At 42.3% G+C, this 25,366-nt stretch carries 16 protein-coding genes; 1 reads left to right on the top strand and 15 read right to left on the bottom strand.

All coding sequences use genetic code 11. The annotated features are described in order from the left end of the window. The first annotated feature begins 63 nt into the window (after positions 1-63). On the top strand, positions 64-954 hold the full coding sequence (locus ASG93_RS02630) for an AraC family transcriptional regulator (protein WP_056828529.1): 891 nt from the start codon (positions 64-66) through the stop codon (positions 952-954). A gap of 155 nt (positions 955-1,109) precedes the next feature. On the opposite strand, the gene ASG93_RS02625 is transcribed toward ASG93_RS02630, so the two are convergent. The 15 genes from ASG93_RS02625 to ASG93_RS02555 form a co-directional block, all read right to left on the bottom strand. After that, a complete protein-coding gene (locus ASG93_RS02625; protein ID WP_063891741.1) occupies positions 1,110-3,464 on the bottom strand; it encodes a glycosyl hydrolase family 95 catalytic domain-containing protein in 2,355 nt (784 codons plus the stop codon). A 228-nt stretch (positions 3,465-3,692) separates the two neighbouring features. Then, complete coding sequence (locus tag ASG93_RS02620) at positions 3,693-4,142, bottom strand: discoidin domain-containing protein (protein WP_056828527.1); 450 nt, start codon at positions 4,140-4,142, stop codon at positions 3,693-3,695. Positions 4,143-4,323: 181 nt separating this feature from the next. Further along, positions 4,324-7,782 carry a discoidin domain-containing protein gene (locus ASG93_RS02615; protein ID WP_056828525.1) on the bottom strand — a complete coding sequence of 1,153 codons (3,459 nt, stop codon included), beginning with the start codon at positions 7,780-7,782 and terminating at the stop codon, positions 4,324-4,326. Positions 7,783-7,800: 18 nt separating this feature from the next. Next, complete coding sequence (locus tag ASG93_RS02610) at positions 7,801-11,241, bottom strand: discoidin domain-containing protein (protein ID WP_056828523.1); 3,441 nt, start codon at positions 11,239-11,241, stop codon at positions 7,801-7,803. Between the two features lie 260 nt (positions 11,242-11,501). Next, positions 11,502-12,923 (bottom strand): alpha-L-fucosidase, encoded by a 1,422-nt coding sequence (locus tag ASG93_RS02605; protein WP_235550729.1) that lies wholly within the window; start codon positions 12,921-12,923, stop codon positions 11,502-11,504. A gap of 79 nt (positions 12,924-13,002) precedes the next feature. Beyond that, on the bottom strand, positions 13,003-13,338 hold the full coding sequence (locus ASG93_RS02600) for a glycoside hydrolase family 95-like protein (protein WP_056828518.1): 336 nt from the start codon (positions 13,336-13,338) through the stop codon (positions 13,003-13,005). After that, positions 13,335-13,529, bottom strand: a complete 195-nt coding sequence (locus ASG93_RS02595; RefSeq protein WP_056828516.1) for a hypothetical protein — start codon at positions 13,527-13,529, stop codon at positions 13,335-13,337. The genes ASG93_RS02600 and ASG93_RS02595 overlap by 4 nt, the downstream gene beginning before the upstream one ends. 39 nt (positions 13,530-13,568) lie before the next feature. Then, positions 13,569-14,408 carry a carbohydrate ABC transporter permease gene (locus ASG93_RS02590; protein WP_056828514.1) on the bottom strand — a complete coding sequence of 280 codons (840 nt, stop codon included), beginning with the start codon at positions 14,406-14,408 and terminating at the stop codon, positions 13,569-13,571. A 13-nt stretch (positions 14,409-14,421) separates the two neighbouring features. Continuing rightward, positions 14,422-15,315 carry a carbohydrate ABC transporter permease gene (locus ASG93_RS02585; RefSeq protein WP_056828512.1) on the bottom strand — a complete coding sequence of 298 codons (894 nt, stop codon included), beginning with the start codon at positions 15,313-15,315 and terminating at the stop codon, positions 14,422-14,424. Positions 15,316-15,393: 78 nt separating this feature from the next. Next, positions 15,394-16,746 (bottom strand): ABC transporter substrate-binding protein, encoded by a 1,353-nt coding sequence (locus ASG93_RS02580; protein WP_056828509.1) that lies wholly within the window; start codon positions 16,744-16,746, stop codon positions 15,394-15,396. A gap of 114 nt (positions 16,747-16,860) precedes the next feature. Next, complete coding sequence (locus ASG93_RS02575; RefSeq protein WP_056828507.1) at positions 16,861-18,438, bottom strand: AraC family transcriptional regulator; 1,578 nt, start codon at positions 18,436-18,438, stop codon at positions 16,861-16,863. Between the two features lie 11 nt (positions 18,439-18,449). Then, positions 18,450-20,258 carry a sensor histidine kinase gene (locus ASG93_RS02570; RefSeq protein ID WP_056828505.1) on the bottom strand — a complete coding sequence of 603 codons (1,809 nt, stop codon included), beginning with the start codon at positions 20,256-20,258 and terminating at the stop codon, positions 18,450-18,452. 35 nt (positions 20,259-20,293) lie between these two features. Next, positions 20,294-20,593 carry a hypothetical protein gene (locus ASG93_RS02565; protein WP_056828504.1) on the bottom strand — a complete coding sequence of 100 codons (300 nt, stop codon included), beginning with the start codon at positions 20,591-20,593 and terminating at the stop codon, positions 20,294-20,296. After that, the gene (locus ASG93_RS02560) at positions 20,590-23,451 is read right to left on the bottom strand and encodes a right-handed parallel beta-helix repeat-containing protein (protein WP_056828502.1); all 2,862 of its coding nucleotides are present in this window, start codon (positions 23,449-23,451) and stop codon (positions 20,590-20,592) included. Before ASG93_RS02560 ends, ASG93_RS02565 begins: the two co-directional genes overlap by 4 nt. Beyond that, on the bottom strand, positions 23,448-25,313 hold the full coding sequence (locus ASG93_RS02555) for a heparinase II/III family protein (RefSeq protein WP_056828501.1): 1,866 nt from the start codon (positions 25,311-25,313) through the stop codon (positions 23,448-23,450). Before ASG93_RS02555 ends, ASG93_RS02560 begins: the two co-directional genes overlap by 4 nt. Positions 25,314-25,366 lie beyond the last annotated feature (53 nt).

The raw sequence follows: 25,366 nt of genomic DNA, 5'->3' as shown, positions 1-25,366 counted from the left end.
AAACTCGACATGTTTTTTATAATTAACGGACATTGTTTCCATATACAAAAAGGGGATGCTGCCATGTCTATCTCTTCATCCGTTTATATAGAAGGAATGCGTCGTTTGAATCTGAATACGCCTATATTAATAGGAAAAGATGCGACATTCCGTGTTCATTATTGGGGTGGGGTACAAGATCATATCGATACACCTATTCATCAGCACTCGATATTTGAGATCTGTTATGTCCTTGATGGGGTTGGCATCTATTCGGAGTTGGGGATCGAATATCCATTGCTCAAACACACATTGTTTATTTCACGCCCAAATATCAAGCATCAAATTAGTAACGGCCAATCGCTCTTCCTAATTTTTGTTTCATTCGAACTCTTTGAGGAAGAATCTTCAGCAGCAGCTATTGAATTATTTCGCCAAATGGCAGCAACAACAAAAATAATCATATCTGATGCAGCAGATACGACTACGATTCGCATTTGGGAGGCATTATTACTGCAAACTCAAGAGAATCAGAAACTTTTTCAAGATAGCATCCAAGCCCTTTCCATTGCATTACTTACCTCATTCACCAATGTCTTTATTGAACAATCAGATAAGGCAGGGCTTCGGAAAAAACGGAATATGAATAATTCTTCCGAGGCAAGCATCAATCATGCCATTTTATATATACAAGATAACCTTGCATCTCGCTTTCTGACCCAAGCTGCCGTAGCTGATTACCTCCATATATCCGGACGTCAATTGGCTCGGATATTTCAAAATAATCTTGGACAAACATTTAAAGAATACGTCCGTAATGAACGAATCCGTAAGGCAGCTTTAATGCTTTCAACTACCAGAAATACAATAAAACAAATCTCGGAGGAGACCGGCTTTGATAACGTCCATTACTTTACAACTGTCTTCTCTGAAGTTATGGGCGTATCACCTGGTAAGTTTGTTGATACAACATGAAAAAAAGCACACTAATCGCAAATTATTCTATTCATTCGATCCATGCTTTTTTCGAAAAATCAAAACGGTTCTATGACAACATTATCGGCAAATCATAATTCGCTATAAGACAAAAAAGTGGTTGATCAGAATAACACTCTGCTCAACCACTTCTTTTACAAGATGAACTTTAATTGAACAGGAGACTTGGCTTTAAGCTCAATCTGTGTTCTTTGCTCAACCACAATTAACTCAATCATCTGATCTACCTTGGTTGCACATAGATTTACTTGCGCTTCCTTTAGGTTTAGATCCCACTCAAGTGTAACTTCTATACTGCCATGCGCCAGTATCGGTCCTGCCTTACCCTGCTCCCAGCTTTGAGGCAAGCTATGGAGAACACGAATTTTCCCTGGCGTGGAGAGCATCAGCATTTCTTGAACGACAGCGCACCAGCCCATATTTGCATCAATTTGAAAAGGCGCCATTGGCAATTCAAACGTCAGACCCATATCGCGCCAATCATTACACAGTGTAAATAGGTTGCTCAATAAATTCGCTCTGCTTAGCTTATCGAAACACTTGATTGCTTCTTCGCCTTTCCCCATACGAGCATAGGCATTTGCAATATACATAAACGACCAAGCACATTGTTCTCTCAGTGTTACATCATTTGAACGGTTTTCAACCGCTTTAACGAAAGGATTATACTGATCTGGTGAGCTATCCATATCGATTTCTGACCCTGGAAATAACGGATAGATATGCGCCAAATGACGATGCTGATCATTATCATCATAATCAGGATGCATCCACTCACGAATCGCTCCATCCTCATTCGTTTGATAAGCCGGAATTCGTACCAACATATCTCTCCACTTTGCAATTTCATCCTCATACATGTCTACTAATGGAGCCAGAGTAAGTAAACTTGTTAACACTTCCTTCGCTACTGCATAATCCATAGTCGCATTCATCGTTGTTTCCATGACACCGCCGGATTCATAACCATCCAGATTCGACGCTTTCACATAATTACTTGGCGTGTTTTCCGGGGAAATAGACGGACTAATGACAATGAATCCATCCTCGCCAATCGTGAAATAATCCTCATAGAACAATGCGGTTTCATAAAGAAACGGCAAGGCACGCCCACGAAGAAATTCTTCGTCTAACGTATACTGATAATACTTCACATAGAATTGAGCAATCCAGCCTGCACCCGAAATCCAATGGATAATGTGAGGATACACAATTTTCATCAAACCGGATTCAGGTGTGGTCGGCGCTGGAACAAAAACCCCTCTGCAGCCGAATAATTGTTTAGCATTGGTTCTGAAATCCTCCAACTTACCATCCATATAATCAAATACAGGATGCAATAGCTCCGGCATATTACCGCTTAACGCTTGCCAATAGATCATTTGCAAATTTAAATTGACCATATGAAACGCCCATAATGCGTTATATTCTCCGCACCATAATCCATACAGGTGGCAAGGCTGTCCGCCTTCACGCGTGCTGGAAATAAGCAGATAACGACCAAATGACCACATTTTTTCCATCAGCGCTAAAGATTGTTTCCCCTTATACGCTTCCATCAGATATTCTTCATTATATTTATCTCTGTCCTGGGCACCTAAATCAAACTTCATCGCATGAAACAATCGAGAATGTTCACAGGCATGTCGCTCCAAAAGAGTAGAATAATCAGAATCTATTCCGCTGAGTTCTCTTTTCAACCTCTTCCATTGTTGATTCCTTTCACCATTCACGAATAGTCGAATGAAGATCAAAACCCGATTGGCATCTTTGATTTGTAAGGAACCATGCTTATCCGAGATGCTTCCACCGTCTAACTCAACTCTTGCTACGGCTCCAAAATCCATTCCACTATCATTCTTCACAGCATAGTAAAGATTGTTTTCTTCGCCATAAGTATGTTTATTCTCTGCTAATGAAAGCTCCAATGCCGTTCTGAATGGTTCTGGCTCTCCATTGCCATGTAAATCAAATTTCATGATATAAGAAATGTGACCAGGCTCTGAACATCGAAGTTCATAAACAAGGATGTCATCCGTACGGGACGCAAACAAAACCCTTTCATACCTAGCTGTTCCTTCGAGCCAAGAAACGGTTACTTCACCAGTATCCATATTCAACGCCCTACTGTAATCTTGGAAACCTTTACTTTCATGCATGATGATATGCAAATCACCTAGTGGCAGAGGCAGCGCATGTTCAGCGTTATACCCCGCTTCTGTTAATGCATTGGAAAGCACGTGGTCAGCTACTTCAGCTTTTCCCTGAATTAACAATTCACGAGCATGCGGAAGCTTGCCGCTTACATCGGGGAGGTCAGCCGTGATTCCTTGTGTCCACAAATCCGCATGATTTAGTAATATCGTTTCTTTATAAACACCTCCGTAGACAGAAGCCCCTAGTACACCATTGCCAACAGGTATAGCCTCTCGCCATTTTGCTCCCCAATAGGATGAGGGATACATATTCTTCGATAAGTTTCTGTTCACGATATATAAACTCCCTTCTATCCTTTATTAATAAATATATAAATTGATCAGATTTTAAAGAGTGATTAATAATATTATATAAAGTACGCTTTTCACTTCATATACAAGTAAATTTGGTGGAAATGTTGATTTTTTTTGGATAAAAAAAAGAAGCAGCCCGATGCGTGAACACCTTGACGCTTCTTCTTTGTATGATTGCTTTCATTCACCCAAAGCAATTGTTACCCATTACGCATCTTGTGTCGTAAAGCTTCCAGTATGGTCAACATACATAGAGTAAGTACTATCATCTGTTGAAAACTCGATTTTATATTTTCCACCTAATCCCGACTGTTGGTAGAAAGTCGTATTCACATTAGAAATCGAATAGTTCGCTCCCAAATCCACCTTTAACCAAGATGGATCTGCCAATCCGCTGCCTTGCGCCCAACGTGTCGACGAACTGCCGTCAACAGCTTTGGAAGCATCGTAGGAACTTGAATAGATCGATGAAGCGGTTGCCGTTTTCCCTTGGGAAATCGGAATTAAGCTTCCATATACTTTGAATTCATATATGCTGCTGCCTTGTCCTTGCGTAGCCGTTAGTGTGATTCTCATGTATCTGGCAGTGATTGATACTGCATTGGTATCCGTGTTCGAAGCCTGTGTGGTAAAGCTTCCAGTATGATCATAATACATGCTGTACGTACTATCGTCTGTTGAATTTACCTCTTTAGAGCGATTTCATGGAAACTTCTTAGTTACATGATTATAGTAAGTGATCGCACAAAAAGAACAAAGGGTTTTAAATTTCCACTTGTACCCTTTGTTCTTTTAAGTCTGTGCACCGATAAATCGCTTCAACTTCAATTAAATTATTCTAGTGATTATACACTTCAAACTCCCAAATCGATGGAGCAGCGGTTGCGCTCGTTATATTTAGCCTAACTTTACTTGCGGTTACTGTCGTAAATGTATTCGTTTCCGTTGCAGCCGGAATTGTACCCGTATAGGCATCAATCCAACTGGAACCGTTCCAATACTGAATTTTGTAACCTGTGATCCTATTGCCGTAATCTTTGTATTCTTTCATAACGATTTGATTAAATGTGGTATCAACTCCGAAATCCACTTCCATCGTTGCACTAGTTGTTCCGGTATCCGTAGCCCATCTTGTAGTTCCAAGACCATCTACTGCTTTTCCACCATTGTAGGTTGCATTGTTCTGGTAGAAGTTGCTCACCGTAACCGATTTATTTAACGCGAGGTTAACAGGCGGTAGCGGAACTTGGTAAACTTCAAGCTCCCAGATGGATGGAGCAGCGGTTGCGCTTGTGATGTTAAGCCTCATTTTCGTTGCGTTTACCGTTGGAAACGTAATCGTTTCTACCGGCGCCAATGTCGTACCCGTATAGGCATCGACCCAACCGGAACCGTTCCAATACTGGATTTTGTAGCCTGCGACCCGATTACCATAAGCCTTGTACTCTTTAATGATAACTTGATTAAACGCGGTGCTCACTCCAAAGTCCACTTCCATGGTTGCGGCAGTCGTTCCTGTATTCGTTGCCCATCTCGTTGTATCGCTTCCGTCCACCGCTTTAGCGCCGCTATATGTGGCGTCGTTTTGATAGATATCGCTCACCGCAACCGATTTGTTGAGCGCCAAATTCGAGGAGTATTCGGAATAGTCGTAAACCTTGAATGCATCAACCATCAAACTTTGAGTCGTATTATTTACGATCTTAATCTTGTGCACCCCTGGCGCTAATCCGGTTTTACGATAGACCGTTTGCTGAACAAAGCGATTCGTCGTATTCTCGCTTATCGTTTTATCTAAGTTGCCGTCGATATATACCGAAGCATTGTTGGTATTCGACGGCCCGATGTCAGAAATCACGTCAATACCTGAACCGTAGAATTCATATTCCAAGTAACTACCCGAAGTCGATGTAAGGTGACCCGTATTCTGAAAGTCGTAATAAGACCCTGATGACTTTCTGTTTACGTCGTTGCTCCACGTGCCGGAATAAAGAATACCGGAAAGACTATCGTCAAAAATGACACCGGCATTGTTTTTTAAATAATCGTATTGCGACTCCAATCCGGCGTTGTTCATAATGTCAACGGCAGCCGTAGGCCAATTTCCGTTGGTTACGACAGTCGTGTTCGTCAAGCTGTTCCCGTTAGAATTTGGACTTCCCCACGTCGCGCCGTTTTCGGTGAAGTTGTTGTTAGCCACATTATTCGAGGCAACGGGTCCGCCGTTTTGAGCAAAATACCAATAGGGAACATAATTCTTAACCACGTTATTATTCACGCTAAAGTTATTCGTCCCATTGTCTAGATAGATGGCACCGTAAGGCGCATAGTCGCCTGTAATATAGTTGTAAGCGATCGATGAATTCGGTTGTCGGCTTAACGTATAGATACTGCCTCCGTCGTGCAAATACATCATGACATTCGACACTTTGTTGTAATTAATAGCATTGTCGCTTGAGTATGGCGTCGATGGCTCAAGCCCCCAGCCCCAACCTGCAGAAATTCCTGAATACGGCATATTGTCTACTTCATTGTGCAACAGTTGCAAGTTTTTCGTATACCCGGAGAATATGCCGGTTGTCTGCAGATACTGTACGCCAGTCGTCGTAATGTAGTTATTCGCAACGGTATTATTCAGCGTTTGTTGCGAGGCATTCGTATTCGCGTAATCGTTCACGTCGCCGATATGAATACCGCCGGCGGAAATATCGTAGAAACTGTTTCCTACGACGGTATTGTTCTGACTCGCGTTCTCGAACAACAACCCCGTCCCGCCTAGATGTCTAAACGTATTCCCCTCGATCGCGATATTACTCGCGTTATTGAATTCCACATTCCCGTCGATATTTTTCATTGTTTGCCAATAATTATTGTAAGAGCCGTTCGTTAGTGTTCTCGCATTTTCGTTCCAAATCGCATTGGCTTGACCGCCGCCAATACCGTTGCTAGATAACGGCCCCAGCCAGGTTCCATACTCGAAGGTCAATCCGATCAGCTTAATATGATGCAACGGCGTACCCGATGCTCCCGTTCCGCTGACTATTTGCTCAACTTGCGGAATCATTACCGTCGCGGTGCTTAAATCCTCAAAGCTTCTTGGGATGTAATACATGTACCCGTCTGTAACATTGTAATAGAAATAACCCTGCGCATTCAGAAGTTCATATGCGTTTTCGATCCAACTTATGCCACCGCTCCTCACGCCCGAGTGGGGATTCGTAAAATTCTGCCAGCAAGGCTGTTGCATGACGATGGAATTGCCCGTAATAGAGGATACGGGGCAGCTCTTGAACTGCGCGCTTACCATTAACGCGATTCTGATTTGATCTGGATTTCCCCAAGCTGACATATTGGAATATATCGGATTAGTTGGATTAACGATGGAAAGGTCAGGAGACGGTCCGTTAACCATTCGAATGTCATGCGTACCCGCGGACAAGCCGGTAATGCTGAATATAGGTTGCTGAACTTGGCGCGCACCGCTAGTGTATTCGCTCACCTTCTGAACGAATGTTCCATCGATGAATACGTTTACGTTATCGATATAATCGGGATGTTTCTCGGCAATAATATCGATTCCCGTCCCTGTAAACGTATACTGCGCGGAATCTCCGGACGTTGTCGTATAGTGCACGTCATTGTTAAGATCATTTAATCCTCTTGAAGTACTGTATGCCCAACTACCCGTATAAACGATATTCGTGTCATTGTCGGGAACGATGGAAGTCGATGCGCCATCGTAAACTTTAAATGCGTCCAATAACATGTATTTACTTGAACTTGCATTAATGCTGATTCCATTGGGATTGTATTCGCCGCGCGCAACGTTTGCCCGTACGCCATTTACGTACATTTGCAAAATGCCCGTGGACTGCCCGACATAGGAACGCCAAATGTTTTTACCCGCGTCATGTTGCGTCCAATTCGTAAGCGACGTTCCTCCGCTAATGACCGGATGCGCTCCTGGGTTCGCTTGATAAATCACGTTATACCCGTTCGTACCTGAATCATGAACGGTCGCGTTTTCTTGCAGCTGGAAAGTGGACGATAGCGCATATGTACCGTCCAAGAGGTTAACGACGATATCTCCGGTCATATTCTGGTTGATCAATCTAACTTGAGACTGCACGGTCTGAAGGGTACACGGACTAACCAACGTACAATCCGTGCCGCTGCCGGCTGGTGAAACATAAAGCGTACTTTGTACAGCTGCATGAACTTCTCCGGAATAAGCAATAAAACTTGAAGATACTAGTATTAGAGCCATTAAAAATGAAAAGATTTTGTTTTTTCTCATTGAACATCCCCCTCAAATTTAGTAAACTTCGAACTCCCAGATCGTCGGGCCATTCATCCCGTTCGTAATGTTGAGCCTTACTTTGCTTGCATTTACGGATGGAAACGTAACTGTTTCAATGGCAGCAGGCGTCCCTCCTGTGTAAGCATCTAGCCAACTTGATCCGTCCCAATACTGAATTTTATACCCAGTTATGCGATTGCCGTAGTCCTTGTCTTCTTTGAACACGACTTTATTGAAAGTAGTGATTGATCCGAGATCAACTTCCAAAGTCGCGCTTGTCGTTGAAGCATCTGTAGCCCATCTTGTTGTCCCTACGCCGTCAACTGCCTTTGCTCCGTTATAGGCGGAATTGTTCTGGTAGTAATTGCTGACGGTTGTATTTTTATTCAAGGCGAGATTTACGAGAGAGACAGGAGAGACAGGAGATCCGTAGACATCGAATTGATAGATGCCCCCACCTTGACTTTGCGTATCGGTTTCTGTAATCCTCATGTATCGCGCAGTAATCGAACCCGCATTTTTATCTGTATTTGATGTCTGTGTTGCATAAGCAGCTGTTTTATCCGAATACATAAAATAAGTGATATCATCTGTCGAATACTCTATTTTGTATTTTACTCCCAAGCCTGATATCCAGTAAAAATTTGTATTGACACTTGATATTTTATAAACCGCACCCAAGTCAACCTTCACCCAAGGTGTAGTATCTCCGCTGGCTTGCCCCCATCGAGTCGTCGTATCGCCATCAACAGCTTTGGAAGAGTCATATTCGTTCGAATAGTTCGAGGAAGCGGTGGACAGTTTACCTTGCGAAATTGGAACAACACTTCCATAAACTTTAAATGCGTCCAAAGTCAGTTTATTATTCGTTCCGTTTACGATCTTAATTTCGTGCAAACTAGGCGTTAAACCCGATACACTTAACACAGTCTGCTGGCTAAACAAACTAGAGCTCAGTTCGTTTAGAGTTGTCTGTTGCAGAACTCCGTCAATATACACTTGCGCGTTGTTTGAATAAGTCGAATTGGTTTCGGCAATTACGTCGATACCCGTTCCAACGAACAGATAAGTTAAAGAATCCCCTGAAGTCGAGGTGTAATGCGCGCTGTTTTGATAGTCAAACGGACCATTCTGACGTCTATTTAGATCGCTCGTCCAAGATCCGGAATAAGTGATGCCCGGGTCGGTATCGTCTGCAGTGACGCCTGCTTTGTTTTTCAAATATTGATACTCATCTTCCAACCCGGCATTATTCATAATGCTCATTGCAGCAGTCGGCCAGTTTCCATTGGTAACTAAAGTAGTATTGGTAAGTGAATTTCCATATGCATTCGCAATACTGGAATTACTTTTGTCCGTGAAGTTATCCTTTACCGTATTATTCATTGCATTATAACCTGCGCAACAATTCGCCCCAATCCAATATGTTTTCACATTTTGAATGACATTATTACTAACGGTGTAGAAGTTAGTTCCATTATCCAAACCTATGGAACCAAAAACATCGAATATATTTTTAAGATAGTTATTCGACATTATTGAGTCTGGCTGGTAACCCAGCGTATATATGGCTCCGCCTTCGGTAAGTCTGAACAATGAATTCGTTATCTTGTTGTAACTGATATTATTGCTATTGGAATACGGTGTTGACGATTCCATTCCCCAACCCCAGCCAACGGAAATACCGGAATAAGGTGCATTATCAATCTCATTGTGCAATACCTGCAAATTAGTGTTGTATCCTGCAAAAATGGCTGTCGTCTGAGGATACTGCACACCGGTATTTATTATATAGTTATCCTGAACCGTATTGTTTTTTGACTGCATCGAAGAACTCGTGTTCGCGTAATCATTTACGTCTCCAATTTCAATTCCACCAGCTGAAATATCCGAGAAGCTGTTCCCAATGACGGTGTTGTTTTGGCTGGCATTCTCTAGTACAAGCCCTGTACCGCCCATATGTCTAAATACATTTCCCTGAACGATGATGTTGTTGGCATTGCTAAAACTCACATTACCAGTAATTTTCATCATGGTTTGCCAAAATTCGTTGTAGCTACCGTTGGTAATTGAACTTGCATTTTCATTATAATAAAAGTCCCCTTGCCCACCGCTCACACCGTTGCTTGACATCGGCGCCAACCATGTCCCATATTCAAAAGTCAGCCCGATAAACTTAAGATTGTGAAGCGGCATTCCCAAAGCGCCCGAACCGCTGACTAATTGTTCCACTTGGGGAACAACCACCGTCGCAGTGCTTAAATTCTCATAACTCCTCGGAATGTAGTACATGTAGCCGTCAGTAATATTATAATAAAATTGGCCTGGTGAGCTTAGTAGTTCGTATGCGTTTTCGACCCAATCTATACCAGTTATACCATAATGAGGATTCCTTGCATTTTGCCAACAAGGTTGTTGCATAGTAATTGAACTGCCAGAAATTGAGGAAACTGGGCAACCAAAGTACGCCGCGCTATGGAGACCAACCAGTCTGATTTGGCTCGGATTTCCCCATGTAGACATATTATAATTTGAATTGGTGTTCGTTAAATCTCCTGCAGGATAGATAATTTTAATCGTGTGCGAGCCAGCGGATAATCCTGTTTTACTGTAGATCGTTTGTTGACCTAATCGTGTGCTGGTCGTTTCACTGACCGTTTGATCTAATACACCATCGATGTACACCTGCACGGCGTTCGAATGCGCAGGATCGGTCTCAGCCAGTACATCGATACCCGTGCCAGTAAACGTATACTGTGCAAAAGCAGATTTCGCTGATGTGTACTGTATGTCATTATTGTAGTCGGTGACTCCATATGAGTTTCTGCCATTGCTTAGACTCCACGAACCGGAATAGGTAATACCTGTATCCGTGTTATTCACCATAGTTGATGTTGAGCCGTTGTGTACATTGAAAGCATCTAATGTCATGTATTGAGTTCCATTGATGGAAAAACCAGAAAGCTTATTCTCACCACGAGCAACGTATGCTCGTACACCGTTAACGTACATTTGCAGAATTCCCGTGGACTGCCCGACATAGGAACGCCAAATGTTTTTACCCGCGTCATACTGTGACCAACCGGTTAATTGCTTGCCACCGCTGAAAACAGGATGTGCTCCTGGAAACGCTTGATAAATAATGTTAAATCCATTCGTACCGGAGTCATGAATGGTAGCGCTTTCATTTAATTGGAAAGTGGATGACAATGTGTATGTTCCGCCCAAGAAATAAACGATAATGTCTCCTGTCATATTCTGGTTTACAGCTCTAACTTGAGTCTGAGCGGTTTGAAGCGAACATGGACTAGCAAACGTACAATCCGTGCCGCTGCCGGCTGGTGAAACATACAGAGTACTTTGTACAGCTGCATGAATTTCTCCGGAATAAGCAATAAAACTTGTTGATACCAGGAATAAGGCCATTAATAATGAAAAGACTTTGCTTTTTCTCATTAAGCATCTCCCGTTCTAATAGATTGATTGACCTGATAATTGCCTCTGAAAGTTGAATCTTTGAAGTGGTTTGTACTTACAAAGCGCACTATTTATCTTCGAGCCGCATCCCCCCTTTCATTGAATGTAGTCCATGCTTATTGTAAGCGGTTGCAATATTTAATTTTGCTATGGCATTGATTCCGTTCATCCAACTCATTTCATAAGCAACACTCAATGCAAAACCATTTATAGATGGCATTGCATTGAATTAGCTACTATTAAACTATTGTTGTACCATTTCTTGGATCCGGGATAATTCCTTCAATGGCATGCTCGAAGGTTAATTCGATAATGGTATCCAAAGGGTCACGATACTGGTCGGAAATGGAAATTTCAATTCCCTCCGCTGTTTGTCTTACAGAAGCTTTTCCACCTGTGATCACACTATAACATATGACCTTGTTTTCTATCTCAGGTATGAATAGGTTGTCAATATGCCATTCCCTTCCTTCCATATTTCCTTTCCAATACAACACATGTATATAAATTTTATTTTCCTTCCATGTACACCCTCCCCATTCACTTGAGGGAACAGGTCCTCCTCTCGTGCCGTAAATCGAATGTCCATACATGCTTAACCAATTCCCGATTTCTTTGAAGCGTTCAGCATGCTCTAATTCGATGTTTCCTTCCGAAGTCGGACCTACGTTTAAAAGCAAATTCCCCCCACCTATAGCGCAACCAACGACAATATCCAAACATTCTTTCAAGGATTTGACACCGCATGTAGGATTCCATGACCAACTATCAAGATGAATTGTGTTTGCCGATTCCCATGGACGATGCGTTTGGTAGGCACCAATAACCATTTCCGGGGTATCATAATCTCCCGGTACAGATGATCGATTGTTAATTACAATACCAGGCTGCAGTTTCCGCGCCATATCATAAAGTTCCATACTTTCCCAGTGTTCGGGAATAAACATGCTTGGATACCAAGCATCTAGCCAAAGAATGCTGACTTTCCCGTAATTCGTTAGAAGTTCTTTGACCTGTTCATGCATGTAAGTAACAAACCGCCCGTGATGTTCTCCAAAATAATCGGGATGATACCAATCCCGCTGGCTAAAATAAATGCCAAACGCCAAACCTGCCTTCTCACATGCTACAGCCAGCTCTTTAAGCACGTCACGTCCTATAGGGGAATGCATAATGTTGTACTCTGTCGTTTTCGTATCCCAAAGGCAGAAACCGTCATGATGCTTAGCAATAAAGACGACATACTTTTGACCTGCTTCTTTCGCAATTTCCACCCATTCATCCGCATTGAATCTTATGGGATTAAATTGTTTATACAGATTGTCATAAATTTCTACCGGCACTTCGTCTCCAGGTTTCTCGGGTCCTCTTGTACCACCACGGGACCATCCGATTTCAGTTCCTACAAGGGAACAAGGTCCCCAATGAATAAACATTCCGAATTTCGCATCGATCCACCACTCCATTTCATCAGGCGTTGCGAAGGAGTGCTTATCCCATTCAGCTTGTTTGAAATGTTCCAGTCCCGAATAATGATTTGGTTGAGGCGTCTCCGTAATGATTGAAGTTTGCGCCCTTATACTGACAACCCCTTGACCTGATTGTTGCGTTGGTTTAATAATTCCATGGATGAGTGCAGGCTCATTTATTTTTTCTTCCATGCTGCTCAAATTATTCACGACTCCCCTCTCTTCGAATCATCATGTAAAGTACAATTATCCGATCAGAAACGAACTTCTCCTAATTATGCAATTGGAAAGTGCATTCAAACGGCTCGTTTCTTATTACCTGTAATTGCTTTCGCTCGTTACCTACAACCAACTCTATCGTCTGGTCAGCTTTAGCAGCATGCAGAGTTACTTGCACTTCCTTTTGGGTCATATCCCACTTGATCAAAACTTCAATACCGCTATGTGCAAGCAATGGGCCTGCTTCGCCACGTACCCAACTGCCCGGTAATGCAGGAAGAATACGGATTTTCCCAGGCGTTGAGATCATCAGCATATCCTGTACAACGGCACTCCATCCCATATTCGCATCAATCTGAAAAGGCGCCCAAGGCAGGTCGATCGTCAAGCCCATATCCCGCCAATCGCTGGAATGTTTCGTGCCGTTCTTCTGTTCTTAGTAACTTCTTTGCTCGGTAAAACCCGATCTGCTTCTCTGGCTCTTTCTTGCTTCAAGAGTTCACGAACAAGCGGTAATTTGCCGCTGATATCCGGAAGATCAGGTGTAATCCCTTGCCACCAAAGATCCGCATGATTCATGAGAACAGTTTCTGTTTCTGTCTATCGTTTCTCAACTCCTTACCCTTTTACCGCACCGGCGGTCAGACCTTTCTCTACATACTCCTGCAATAAAATGTAAATGAGAATTGTGGGAATATTAACAATAATGATAGCCGCGCAGAGACCAGCATAATCCGTTGTAAAAAAACCTGAAAAGTTCATTAATCCTAAAGATAAGGTACGCAAAGCTTCTTTTTTGATAAAAAGCATGGCAAGAATTAAATCATTCCATGAAGACAAGAAGCCTAAGATCGCCATCGTGGAAATCGCGGGTTTGGCCAGTGGCAGAATGACTTTGTAGTAAATCGTACCTAGACCTGCTCCATCCATAATTGCAGCTTCCTCTAATTCAGCAGGGAGTGATTTCATGAATCCTGTGATAACAAAGATCATGTACGGAATGCCGCCTGCGATGTAAATGGAAATCAAAAATAAATAGCTGTTCACCTTTAAAGAGACATAAATTTGAGCAAGCGGAATCAATACGGCGTGGATCGGAATCATCATTCCAGCAACAAAGAAAAAGAAGATAAACGCAAGATAGCGGGCTTTAAATCTGCCTAAGACGAAAGCCGCCATCGTAGAGAATAGCAACCCGATCACAACATAGGTCCCGCACAAAAATAGGCTGTTAAAAAAGTACTTCCCGATTTTCCCCTTTACCCATGCATTCTTATAATTCTCCCATTGAAATACACTAGGCAAGCCAAAGTAATTGGTAAATATTTCGTTATTCATTTTTAAAGAAGTAATCAGTGTATAAATTAAGGGATAAATAAAGATAAGTGAAGCAATCAGCAATGCGCCATAAATAACTATCTTTCCAACATCTATGTTTCTGACACGTATTGTCTCCATTAAGTTCCAACTCCTAATATTCTAAGGTATCACGCTTCATGACACGATTGGATATGATTGTAATGATGAATCCAAATAAGAAGATAATCGTGGATACCGCACTCGCTGGCCCAAAACGACCATTGGTAAAGGCTTCGGTAAACATAAAAGTGGTCAATACATCCCCAGCGTGATCTATACCTGCCTTGCCATTTGTAAGCACATAAATAATATCAAATGCTTTCAACGATCCGATGAGCAATAAAACAACATTTATTTTCAGAGCTTCCCAAATTAAAGGAACCACAACATGCCATAATCTTTGAAGGGCATTCGCACCATCGATTTTTGAAGCCTCAACGATAGAATCCGGAATAGAGACAAGTCCTGATAAAAAAATAATCATGACAATTCCTACACCCTGCCAACAGCTAACGAGTACGATTACATTTAATACCGTTGTCGGATCGACGAGCCAAGCATGTATAAGATCTCCTTTTCCCAATTTGATTAGCAGCGAATCAAGTAATCCACTTTGAGGGTACAAAATGAACTGCCACAGAAGTGAGATGGATGTAGCGGACATAATAACTGGCATAAAAAATGCCGCTTTAAGAATGCGAATTCCCTTAATTTTCATGTTTAATAACACAGCCAACAAGAAACCCATTGGGATTTGAATAGCAATATTCAAAACCATAAAATACATCGTATTACGAAAAGGTTTCCAAAATTCGGAGTCAGAAAGGACTTGCTTATAATTATGGAATCCGACGTAGATCATATCGACTCCGCCGATTCCATTCCAGCTGTGGAAGGACAAATAAAAAGATTTGCAGATAGGGTAGACTAATAATGCTGTATAAAAAAACAGAGCTGGTAACAGGAATAAGACAATCCGTACATATTGCTTTTGTAATCTTTCCATGTTGATTTCATCTCCATCTCTCTCTAAATATAGAATAGGCGTAAAAGTCAATTCACTTCTACGCCTATTGACTATTCGTTATTTATTCTTTGCAATCGCATCATCCATTTGTTTGACAGCATCTTGTGGTGTCGTATGTTTGCCAAACACTTCTAACGTAATATCATAAAACTTGGTATTTACGGCCTTAACAGGTTCTGGTCCAATCGCATCGCCAGCGAACGTTTTACCTGTAGACATAGCTTTCGAAACCTCAGCTACTAGTGGTCCCGCTTTCGCTGGGTCAACGTCTGCTTTTACAGCAGTCAGGTCATGAGCTGTTTCTTGAATTAATTTGGACGTAGCTGTACTTGTTAATGCTTTTACCAATTCAATCGCCATATCTTTTTGATGTCCAGTTACTTTACTAGAGATGGCAAATGCGTCAGAGGTGCCGCCCATCCAAGTATCTTTATTTGCTTCTTTGCCTTCAAAATAAGGGAACGGGAAGAATCCGACTTTATCTTTAAACCCTGCAGGCGCGTCTTTTCCAGTCGATTCACCAATCGTCCAAGAGCCCGAATATCGCATTGCTGCTTTCCCATTATTAAAATCCGCGATTTCACCCGCATACTTCCCACCGATATAATTTTTACCGAACGCACCTGCATCTACAAGGTCTTTCATTTTGCTGAACACATCAATGACTTGTGGCGAATTATACGGCAATTTACGTTCAGCCAAATCCTTTGACAATTGAGTGCCATTCAGTTTATAGGAGATTGCTGTGAATAAATGCTCGGTTCTCCAAGTTTCTGCGGCAAGTGACCAAGGCGTAATACTCGAACCATTGAGTTTATTAATAACTGCTAGAAGTTCATTCCATGTCTTTGGCGGTTCTACACCTGCCTTTTGAAATAACTCTTTGTTGTAATAGAATCCAGTGACAAATGCACCAATTGGCGCAGCATAGTATCCTTCGGTACCTAATTTATAGTTATCCAAAGCCCCTGCGATAAATCCGTCTTTCCACTTGGAATCCGCATTGAGGACACTAGTCAATTCTAATATTTTTTTATTTTTCACATAGTCATTATCAGCAGCCAATCCATATACTGTAAATATTTCGGGTAAATTATCCGATGCCAGGTCGACTTTCAGTTTTTGAGAGGGATCGGCTGCAAACTCTTTTTCAACCGTAACTTCCGGATGTTTCTTGGTGAATTCGTCAATCGTCTGCGCAATGGCTGGTCCAAAAGGATGTTCAGGCGTATAAACAGCAGAAATCCGGAGAGTTACCTTTTCTGCAGGCTTCTGAGTCGCTGCGGCTGTGGCTGATGGTGTAACAGAAGCCGTTGATTGTGCTTCCTGCTTTGTACCGCAAGCGCTAAGCGCCATGGACATTATTAATAGAGAACCTACCGCTACTGATACTTGCTTTCTTTTCATCATATCTATTGACCTCCCTATTTTGTTTGTTGCTCTACAATGTCATTATATAAAGGTCAATCCTCTTATTATAGGCGTGAAAATTTGGTGAAAATGTTGATTTTTTTTGGATTGCTATCATTGATTACGATATTCTCTCGGCGTCATCCCAAAGGTTTTCTTGAAAACCGTACTAAAATAACGCTCATCCTCAAACCCTACCAACGCAGCAATCTGATTAATTTTAATTTCACGATGCTTTAAGTAGTCACAAGCTTTATTCATTCGGATAGAAGTAACGTACGTTACAAATCCCACTCCGGTAATTTCTTTAAAGAGGTCGCTTAGGTATGCCGCATTCATATGTAATTGCGCGGCTAATTGAGTTAAGGACAAGTTCTCATTGTAATGGTTTTGGATGTACTCTATCATTTCGCTGACTGCGTTCTTGCCATCGGTATTTGTCTTCTTATTAATGGCAAGACTCACTGTATAAAAGTGTTTCACAAGTTCTCTTCTCATATGTTCTAAGTCATCATATTTCATTGGATTCGTTTGAAAGTCCCTATAGGATATCGGCAATGGGGTGTGCTCTGCAGCTTCAATCAACCACCGTTCTCCTAATAACCAGCACATATCTAATAGCTGCCGTAATGATTTGGATGTTCTCACCGTTGCGAAAGCCTTCTCCATCATTTGAGAAATCGTTTCTGTTATCCCAGACAAGCTGCTAAGAACAACTTGGTTATACAAATCTTTCTCTAGCTCCAAGGAGTATCCGACATGCCCCTCTTGCTCCATAGAAGATTGGTATACAGTTTGTAAGGCATTTGGCATAAAGATCGAATAAGTCAAGGCATGCATAGCCTCTTGATAACAAAGCCCGAGGCCTGTCGGCTGCTCATGAATGGAAGAAATGCTGCATCGTACATGGAAGAACTTCAAACGTTTTACCCATTGCAATACACGCTCCACATAGTCGTTGATTTGAGTCGCCATAACATCTTCTTGAAGATTATTATTGTATAGAATGGCATGTAAAACTCCCTGATGCTGAAAGACAATTCCTTGAAGCACATCACCAAACAAGTCGGACATAAAATTGCTCATGATATAGTAAATTAACGTGATTTCCGAGATACCTTTCCCATTCATGATGGACTCTGAGTTTTGAACTCGGAAAGAAACACAAGCAAAACGACACTTTTCCAAATCTGTTTGCAAAGATCGCGATAAATTTCTGGTGACGTCATTACGACCCTCGATCAAATCCACGACTAGCTTTTCTTTCATTGCATTCACCATCAGAGTTTGATCGGCATCGTTTGGCTGTACAAAATCCTGTTTTCTTTCACGCACTGCTTTATGGAATGCATCCAGCAGATCTTTCTTAACGACTGGCTTTAACAAGTAATCCACAACGTGTAGATGAATGGCACGTTTGGCGTACTCAAAATCATTGTAACCGCTCACAATAATAAACCCTGCCATGGGCAATAAGGTAGTAGCCGCTTCTATAAAGGACAGCCCGTCCAATCCGGGCATGCGAATATCGACAAACAGAATGTCAAACTCTGACTTTTGAATTTTTTGCAAAGCTTCATCAGCATTTCCGGCTTCTTGTATATCTGAAATCTCATAAATCGTGGATTCCAGCATCGAGCGAATTCCTCTTCTCATCCAGACTTCATCATCAATAATTAATACTTTGAGCACGTTTAGTCACCTCACAATGTAATAATAGGCACTTTGATATGAACGGAGGTACCCGAACCAACCTTGCTTTGGAGCTTGACACCATATTCTGGTCCATAACGCAATCGCATACGATCATTCACATTCGTAATTCCAATTCCAGTATTCATTTCATTTCCCAGTATTTCCACTTCACCATTTAGTGCAAGTGATAACGCATGAACTTTCTCCTCCGGTATGCCAACTCCATTATCAAAGATTTTAATAAGCAGATGATCCCCTTCTTTTTGTGCGCTAACGACCAGCATCCCTTTACCTATCTTCGGCTCCAAGCCATGGAAAATCGCATTTTCGACAATCGGCTGCAGGGTAAATTTCATTAGTTGATATTGAAGAACATCGTCCTCCAGTTGAAAGATCGCCTCGATGCGATTTTCATACCGAATGCTCTGAATCGTCATGTAATTCTTAATGTTTTCAATCTCTTCCGATAATGGCACTAATTCAGATCCGGATTTCACGCTATATCTAAATAAATCGCTAACTGCTTTGCAGATGACACTGATCTCTTGAACACCTTTGATTTCGGCCATACAGCTAATCGAATTCAGTGTATTATATAAAAAATGAGGGTTGATTTGGGACTGCAATGCCGTTAGCTGAGCCTCCTTTTCTTTAATCGACACTTTATAGACTGTATTGATCAATTCCGATATTTTAACGATCATGTCGTTATATGCATGAACCAAGGAACCCACTTCGTCCTTTGTCTTAATGCCCTCGACCATCTTGAAATTCTCGTTACCCATGTTTTTCATGGCTTTAAATAACTGTTTGATTGGCGATGTAATGGAGGACGACAACGCAAATGAAATCAAAAGAAGAATGCCTAATGAACTTAACGAAATAAAGATGATTGTATTTTTAATAGCAATGCTGCTGGGTTTTAACAAAGGATCTAAATCAGTCTCAGTAATATACCACCAACCAACGGATTGGGAATAAAAGTAAGTCACTAATTTTCGATGACCATTAATTTGCAGGACTTGATTTGTCTTATCCTTCGTTAACTCGGCGGGCAGCCAAGAAGATTGAAATGGTTCTCCTAACCGTTCTTGGTCATTGCTGTAAACTAAGTTTTTGTCTCCGTCCAAAATATAAAATTGGTTATTGTTGTTTTGAAGCGGAGATACAATTTTTTGTATGGCCTCCAAGTCAAGGTCGACGTACATAACACCGATTTCTTCTTTGTTTTCCTTACTTAAAATACTTCTTCCGATGGAGAAGATATATCGCGGTGTTTGCGTGACGTAATAGTCGGCTTTATGGGTGGGGATAATAACCCGTTCCCCTTTCAATTCTTTCATCTTCCTAAACGAAGGCTGATCGACGAAGGAATAGAATGGGGTTATATCACTTCTGGATGTCTTGTAGTATTTATTATTCGTATCGTCAAAGATATAAATGCCGATAATATCACTTCTTAAGCCGATTAAAACATCCACCGTATTAAAAAGCTTTTCCTCGGCTTCCTTTCTTTGAATCCCAATCTTATATTTCAAACTTTTCAGGGTTTGTTGTATCTCCGTGGAATAGTCGGGGGCTTTCGTAATCTTCTCTATTTCATTCATATAGTTTTCAATGTTGGAATTGACAATGCCCGTCATCTCAAATTTGTCCTGTGATAGTACGGTTTGCACGGTCTCGACGGATTTATTGTAATACAAAAAGGCCGGAATCAGCAGGGCTGGAATCAGGATGAGGATATAGGAGTATATTAATTTCGTTCTTATTTGATTTCTGTAATCAAAAAAGCTCAGCACGGTACGTATAAGCCGCATAGGTGTCCTCCATATAACACTTAAAGATATACCTATCATAGTGTGTTAGAGAATTTTTTGCCATACCAATAGTTAGGATATTTTGAAACAAACTGATTTTTAATTGTCTCCGTGGCAGCCATTTCATTAATTTTGTCGTCTTTGGTAGACGAAAATTCCAGCATATCTGCATGCAAAATTGAGTAGGCCCATGCACAATTGCATGGGCCTATCACAGATCCGGAATTGCGGGTCATCACATCCCAAATTTCGCTTACCCCGATCCCTAAACATATAAATTCTGGCGTGAACAAAGGGATTGAATCTTTCATTTCAGTCCCTTTGTTCTCTTTCACTGAATATTTACATCATCAAAATACGATGTGTTCGTATTTCCAGACCATAAATCTCCTATCATGATCCTATTGAAATTAGTGACGCCTGTAGGTGATGAAACAAGTGTGCCGTCGATATACATATCTACTTTCGTTCCTGAAGTATAGTCCCACTTGAACTCATGCCAGCCCGTGGTTCTGGTTACGGTTGTAGCAGAATGTGTACCGCCTAACCGTATTGAATATTTCGTTGTCGAAGTCGGGGTATTGACCTCTATCCCCCGAATGGTAACATTGTCATCGACAAAGCTTGCAACTTGCATGTTCGTCGCGCTCGCATTGTCATAGAACCACATTGAAACCACTTTGTTGTAGCTTGAGTTGAAATTTTGAGTAATGGCATCCAAATCCTCATTGACGATATAGCTATTGCTTCCGGAATGCTTAATAGCTGTACTGGTTGATGGAGTCCCCTTTCCTGGTACAACCACCCAATTACCCAGTCCGCTTTCGAAACCGTCAAACGAGTATATGGATTGGTAAACAGTTGGATCCAGCACAAGTCCTGCATCATCGGCATAAGCTTCTCCGGCTCCAGCAGACGTTTTCTTGAAGTAAATCGTGGCGCTTGTATTCGTTGCCCCTGTTTTAAAATTGACCTTAACAAAGGTCCAAGTGGCACTGCTGGATGGCGTCGATACATCGGATCCACCGTAATTCATGACACCCAAAACTGCCGTTTCACCTGCCGGCGTTCTAAGCCAACCTCCAGCGATATAATTCGTATTCGGCTGCAGGCCTGTAATCGTCTGTGCCACACCATCAACAGCGCCGCTAAGCTTCACTCCATATAGCTGTGAACGGGACATGCCAGCATTTGCGGCTTTACCCCAGTGATTATCGTTCAGCGCTACGGCGTTGCCTGCGTCCGTTGTTGACCAATTGGTTAGGTTCCCCAGCTCAAATCCTGCGTTCTTAACCAAATTCATATTAGGTGTACTTGGCATAGAATAGGTCGGACTAGGCGGAGTCGTAAAATTGTGACCAGCTGTCCAATTGGTCCCTCCGTACTCATAAGCTCCAATATCTGGAGCACTGCCCACATAGCCGTCTGTAATGCCAGGTATGACGATTCCTGCATCTTTGGCCGCTGAAGTCGAAAGCAGCTGATAATCATGACCTGCTTCATTTACAAATCCCGGGGAGGTCGTGAGATTGCTGCCGTAGGTTGTATACGCAGCAACTTCTGGGTCATACCCTTTAATAATGTTGTTAAAGATACGATCCCCGTACATATCATTTGTAAAAATATTCCCCCAAGCTTGAACCATTCCCGCATTCGTCCATGAGGTATTATTGTAGACAAGGTTGTATTCCGAAGGTATGTTCAATTGCATACCGGCGTTATTCCAAGTCACATTATGATGAATGATAAAATTGTTGGTGTAATTATCCAGATAAATACCCATTCCTAAACTTGCAGATTTGGCATCGTGCACCCAATTGTGATGAATCTCCGTATTTCCTCCATCTGTATTCGGTCCATAGAGCATACCAAGGTCATTGGTTAGCCAGCCTGCATTATATACATTGTTATATTGAATGTCATTTGCGCTCATCCCAGCATAGAAGTAGATGGTAACCCTTCCTGCATCACTCACGGTATTATGGCTAATCAAGCTATTTACCCCTTTAAGGTTCACTAACCCTTCCCAATCAGGCACATAACCCCCATCATGGATATAGTTGTTAATTACTTGGTTTGAGTTGCCTTTTACCGTAACAAGACTACCGGAGCTATAGGCAAGCTCGCTGTCTCTGATGACATTATTGGTTCCATCCAAAATGATGCCAAGATTGGATTGCTCATTCGCTAGCGTATTGAGTTTATTATGCGAAATATATTTGCTGACGATGCCTTGGAGCATACAGTTATTGGTCAAACTGTCCATTTGAATGGTAGAAGCTATTATTTGAATGCCTTTAATATCCACATAGCCTTTACCGGATAAATCGAAGGCTGTCATTCTTTTTTTCGCTTCGACGGTTTGGCTTGAAGGGCTTCCTCCTCCTGGTGCCCATAAGTAGAGCATGGCGCCTGCCGAATCATACCACCACTCTTTTTCCACATCCAAAGCACCTTTAATCCCTGACAAATAATATTTGTTACCTGATGCGGGAACATAAGAGGCTCCCGTTGACTTTAAAGCACCAAATGTCAGTTTCTTCGTTGCTGCATCATATGCTGTAATCGTTGAAGTCATGGCAATCCAAGCGCTTCCGCTTGTCGTCCAAAGTGTGGCCCCATTCCAGAATCCAGTCCCTCCAGGCAGATTCGTATCTACGATATGCGTCAAATCCGATCCAGATTGCGCCGTTGCTCGGGTCGGCTGCAGCAATGTACCCGTCTGGTTAGGCCAACGTGCTTCATCCATCATGGCACCGTTCACAAACACTTGATTACCTGCCCCTAAGGTCCAAGTCATCGGAGCTTTATAAATATTCCCACTGTCCAGTGTCCACCCTGAGATGACGTCATTTCCACTTACAATTACGGTTTCACCCGGATAATTCTGATACGTAATCTTGTTACCAGCGGTCCCGGAATTAACTGGGGTAACTGTTTCACGATAGGTCCCACCTCTTACGTTGACCGTATCACCAGCTTGTGCCGTGAGCGCAGCCTTTTGAATGGTCAGAAAAGGGGTACTAACAGACGTCCCATTGTTGGAATCGCTTCCATTTGTGGCTACATAATAAGTGGTTCCTGCGGCATTCACTTCAGCGTTGGGTACTGCTGCAGACAAGGGGGCGATAATTAAGGCACTCAGCATGCATTTCAATAAATGACTCTTCCATCCGCTTGTGTTCCCATTCATTTGCACTCGCTCCTCTCACTCATTTCAAAACGAAACTCGAAAATCATCTCCCGTTCCAATTGCGTACGATTCAACACGATTCGGTAGAATGGCGTCCCTGTTTTATAGTGAGAATCCACCCATATGTGCTCTATTTCAATTTCCCACTTCTCCGGATTGTAGAGCAATGTTACCGTATTCATCTGTAAACGTCCGGAGCTTGTCACCTGAGGCCTCACACTACTTATAAACACTTCTTGAAAGGTTAAAGGTGTATTCGAGAAGGTGGCTCTATCCGTAATAACCAACTGCGGGATCTTATGTAACGGACGCTCCCATACAAATTCGCGAGTGAGACATTCCAATGAACCACAGTCGTATGCTTTCGTCAAATCCATGACAACTTGCACGTTGTCTTCTGATATTTGGCTGTAAAGAATCTCAGACCGGTACGATGTTCCAAACCCTTGTCTGCAGCCATCTACAATCGGAACTGAATGTCCATGAGAACCTGCGTTGATCATCTCGTACCGAAAGCGAGGTTGGAAATATTGCTTGGTATAGCGCCCTAGCCCTATATCTGCCAGTACGTTCTGACCGTCTACATGTAAAATAAAATGTCCAAGATCATTATGATTATGGGGCTCTTCATTATGACCTCCTTTGGCAGCAAAAGCTATGATTCGACCTCTTGAATCCCTTACCTTCGAGATCACCCATTGATTCCCAGTAAACACCTTTTCTTGAAGCCTCTCTTCGTCATTCTCCGAGATCAACAATTCCATGCTTGGTGACCAAAGCATCTGCCTAGTGGAATCCAGCCAATTTCCTGGAACTGGGCTCATTCGATACTCTTCAATGGGAAGCTGTAGAGATGGCACATAGTGCTGTAACCGGTGAATAAGTCCAGAATTCAAGGTTACTTCATCAGCCGAATCGGAGAAATTGACGACTTTCCCCCCAGTTAGCATGCAAAATTGCGGGAACTTTGAGATGGGTTCGACCTTCTCATCCGTGAGGAGAGAAATACGCCCATCAGTTCGTTCCTTCAACAATTCAGCAAAATAAACAAAATGTGAAAACCCATATTGCCAATAGGCTGGCCCTTCCGGTGTCGCACCCTGCTCGTCAAAGCCTGAGAGGTAATTCCGCAGCACCCCAATCACTCGCCAAAGCATTCCCGCCAGCTTCTCACTGTCATCGATCATATAGATAGCCGTTGCTCCAATACTTGCTGAGCAAACTGCCGGCCAATTGTTTGTTTTCAATTCCCAGTTTTGCGGAGTGGCGTCATGGAAATAGACTTGAAATATGCGCCTATCTATCTCCTCATTCACACGATGAACCACCCAGGGATGCAATCTATCTCCCAGCAAATGTACCGTTTCTGCTAGCGTGAAGGCGGTCATAGCTGACAACAGGTCTACCGTTTCACGAGGTGGTGCTGGTTGATCCCAAATGCCGTTCGGGTAATCATTTCGGTAGAGTCCAACATGCGCTGGTAAAACCCAGGTATATTCATTACAAACGTTCCAGATAGCATTCTCTAACCCTGTCTTCCATTCCAGCTTATCCTCCGTCATGGCAAGCATGCTGAACGCATGGATTCCTGCATACAATTGATCTCGCTTTGACTGGTAAATCGCTCTATCTCCTGTATCACCAAACAAAGTGAACTCCGTAAAAAGCGGTGCTCGGATGGGATTTTCAAGCAGTTGTGCCGCTTCCTCCTCCAATGAACACCAGAATTCCGAATAATTCACATCTTCCCTGATTCGTCTCCAATTATCAGAAGAGTTTGCTTCTGCATAAAGTGAACGCGGTAGATGCTGCGTCTCCTCCAAAGCGTTCTTAAGCTGCCGAAAAGTTAATTGCCGTAGCATCTTATACTTCCCCTCCTCAGAAATATATGAAAGGGGGAACCGCATAAAGCTAG

Origin of the sequence: Paenibacillus sp. Soil787 (genome assembly GCF_001429545.1) — a bacterium.
In the GTDB taxonomy this organism is placed as follows: domain Bacteria; phylum Bacillota; class Bacilli; order Paenibacillales; family NBRC-103111; genus Paenibacillus_E.
The sequence above is the reverse complement of the archived record's forward strand: the minus strand, read 5'-3'. Positions and strand labels throughout refer to the sequence as shown.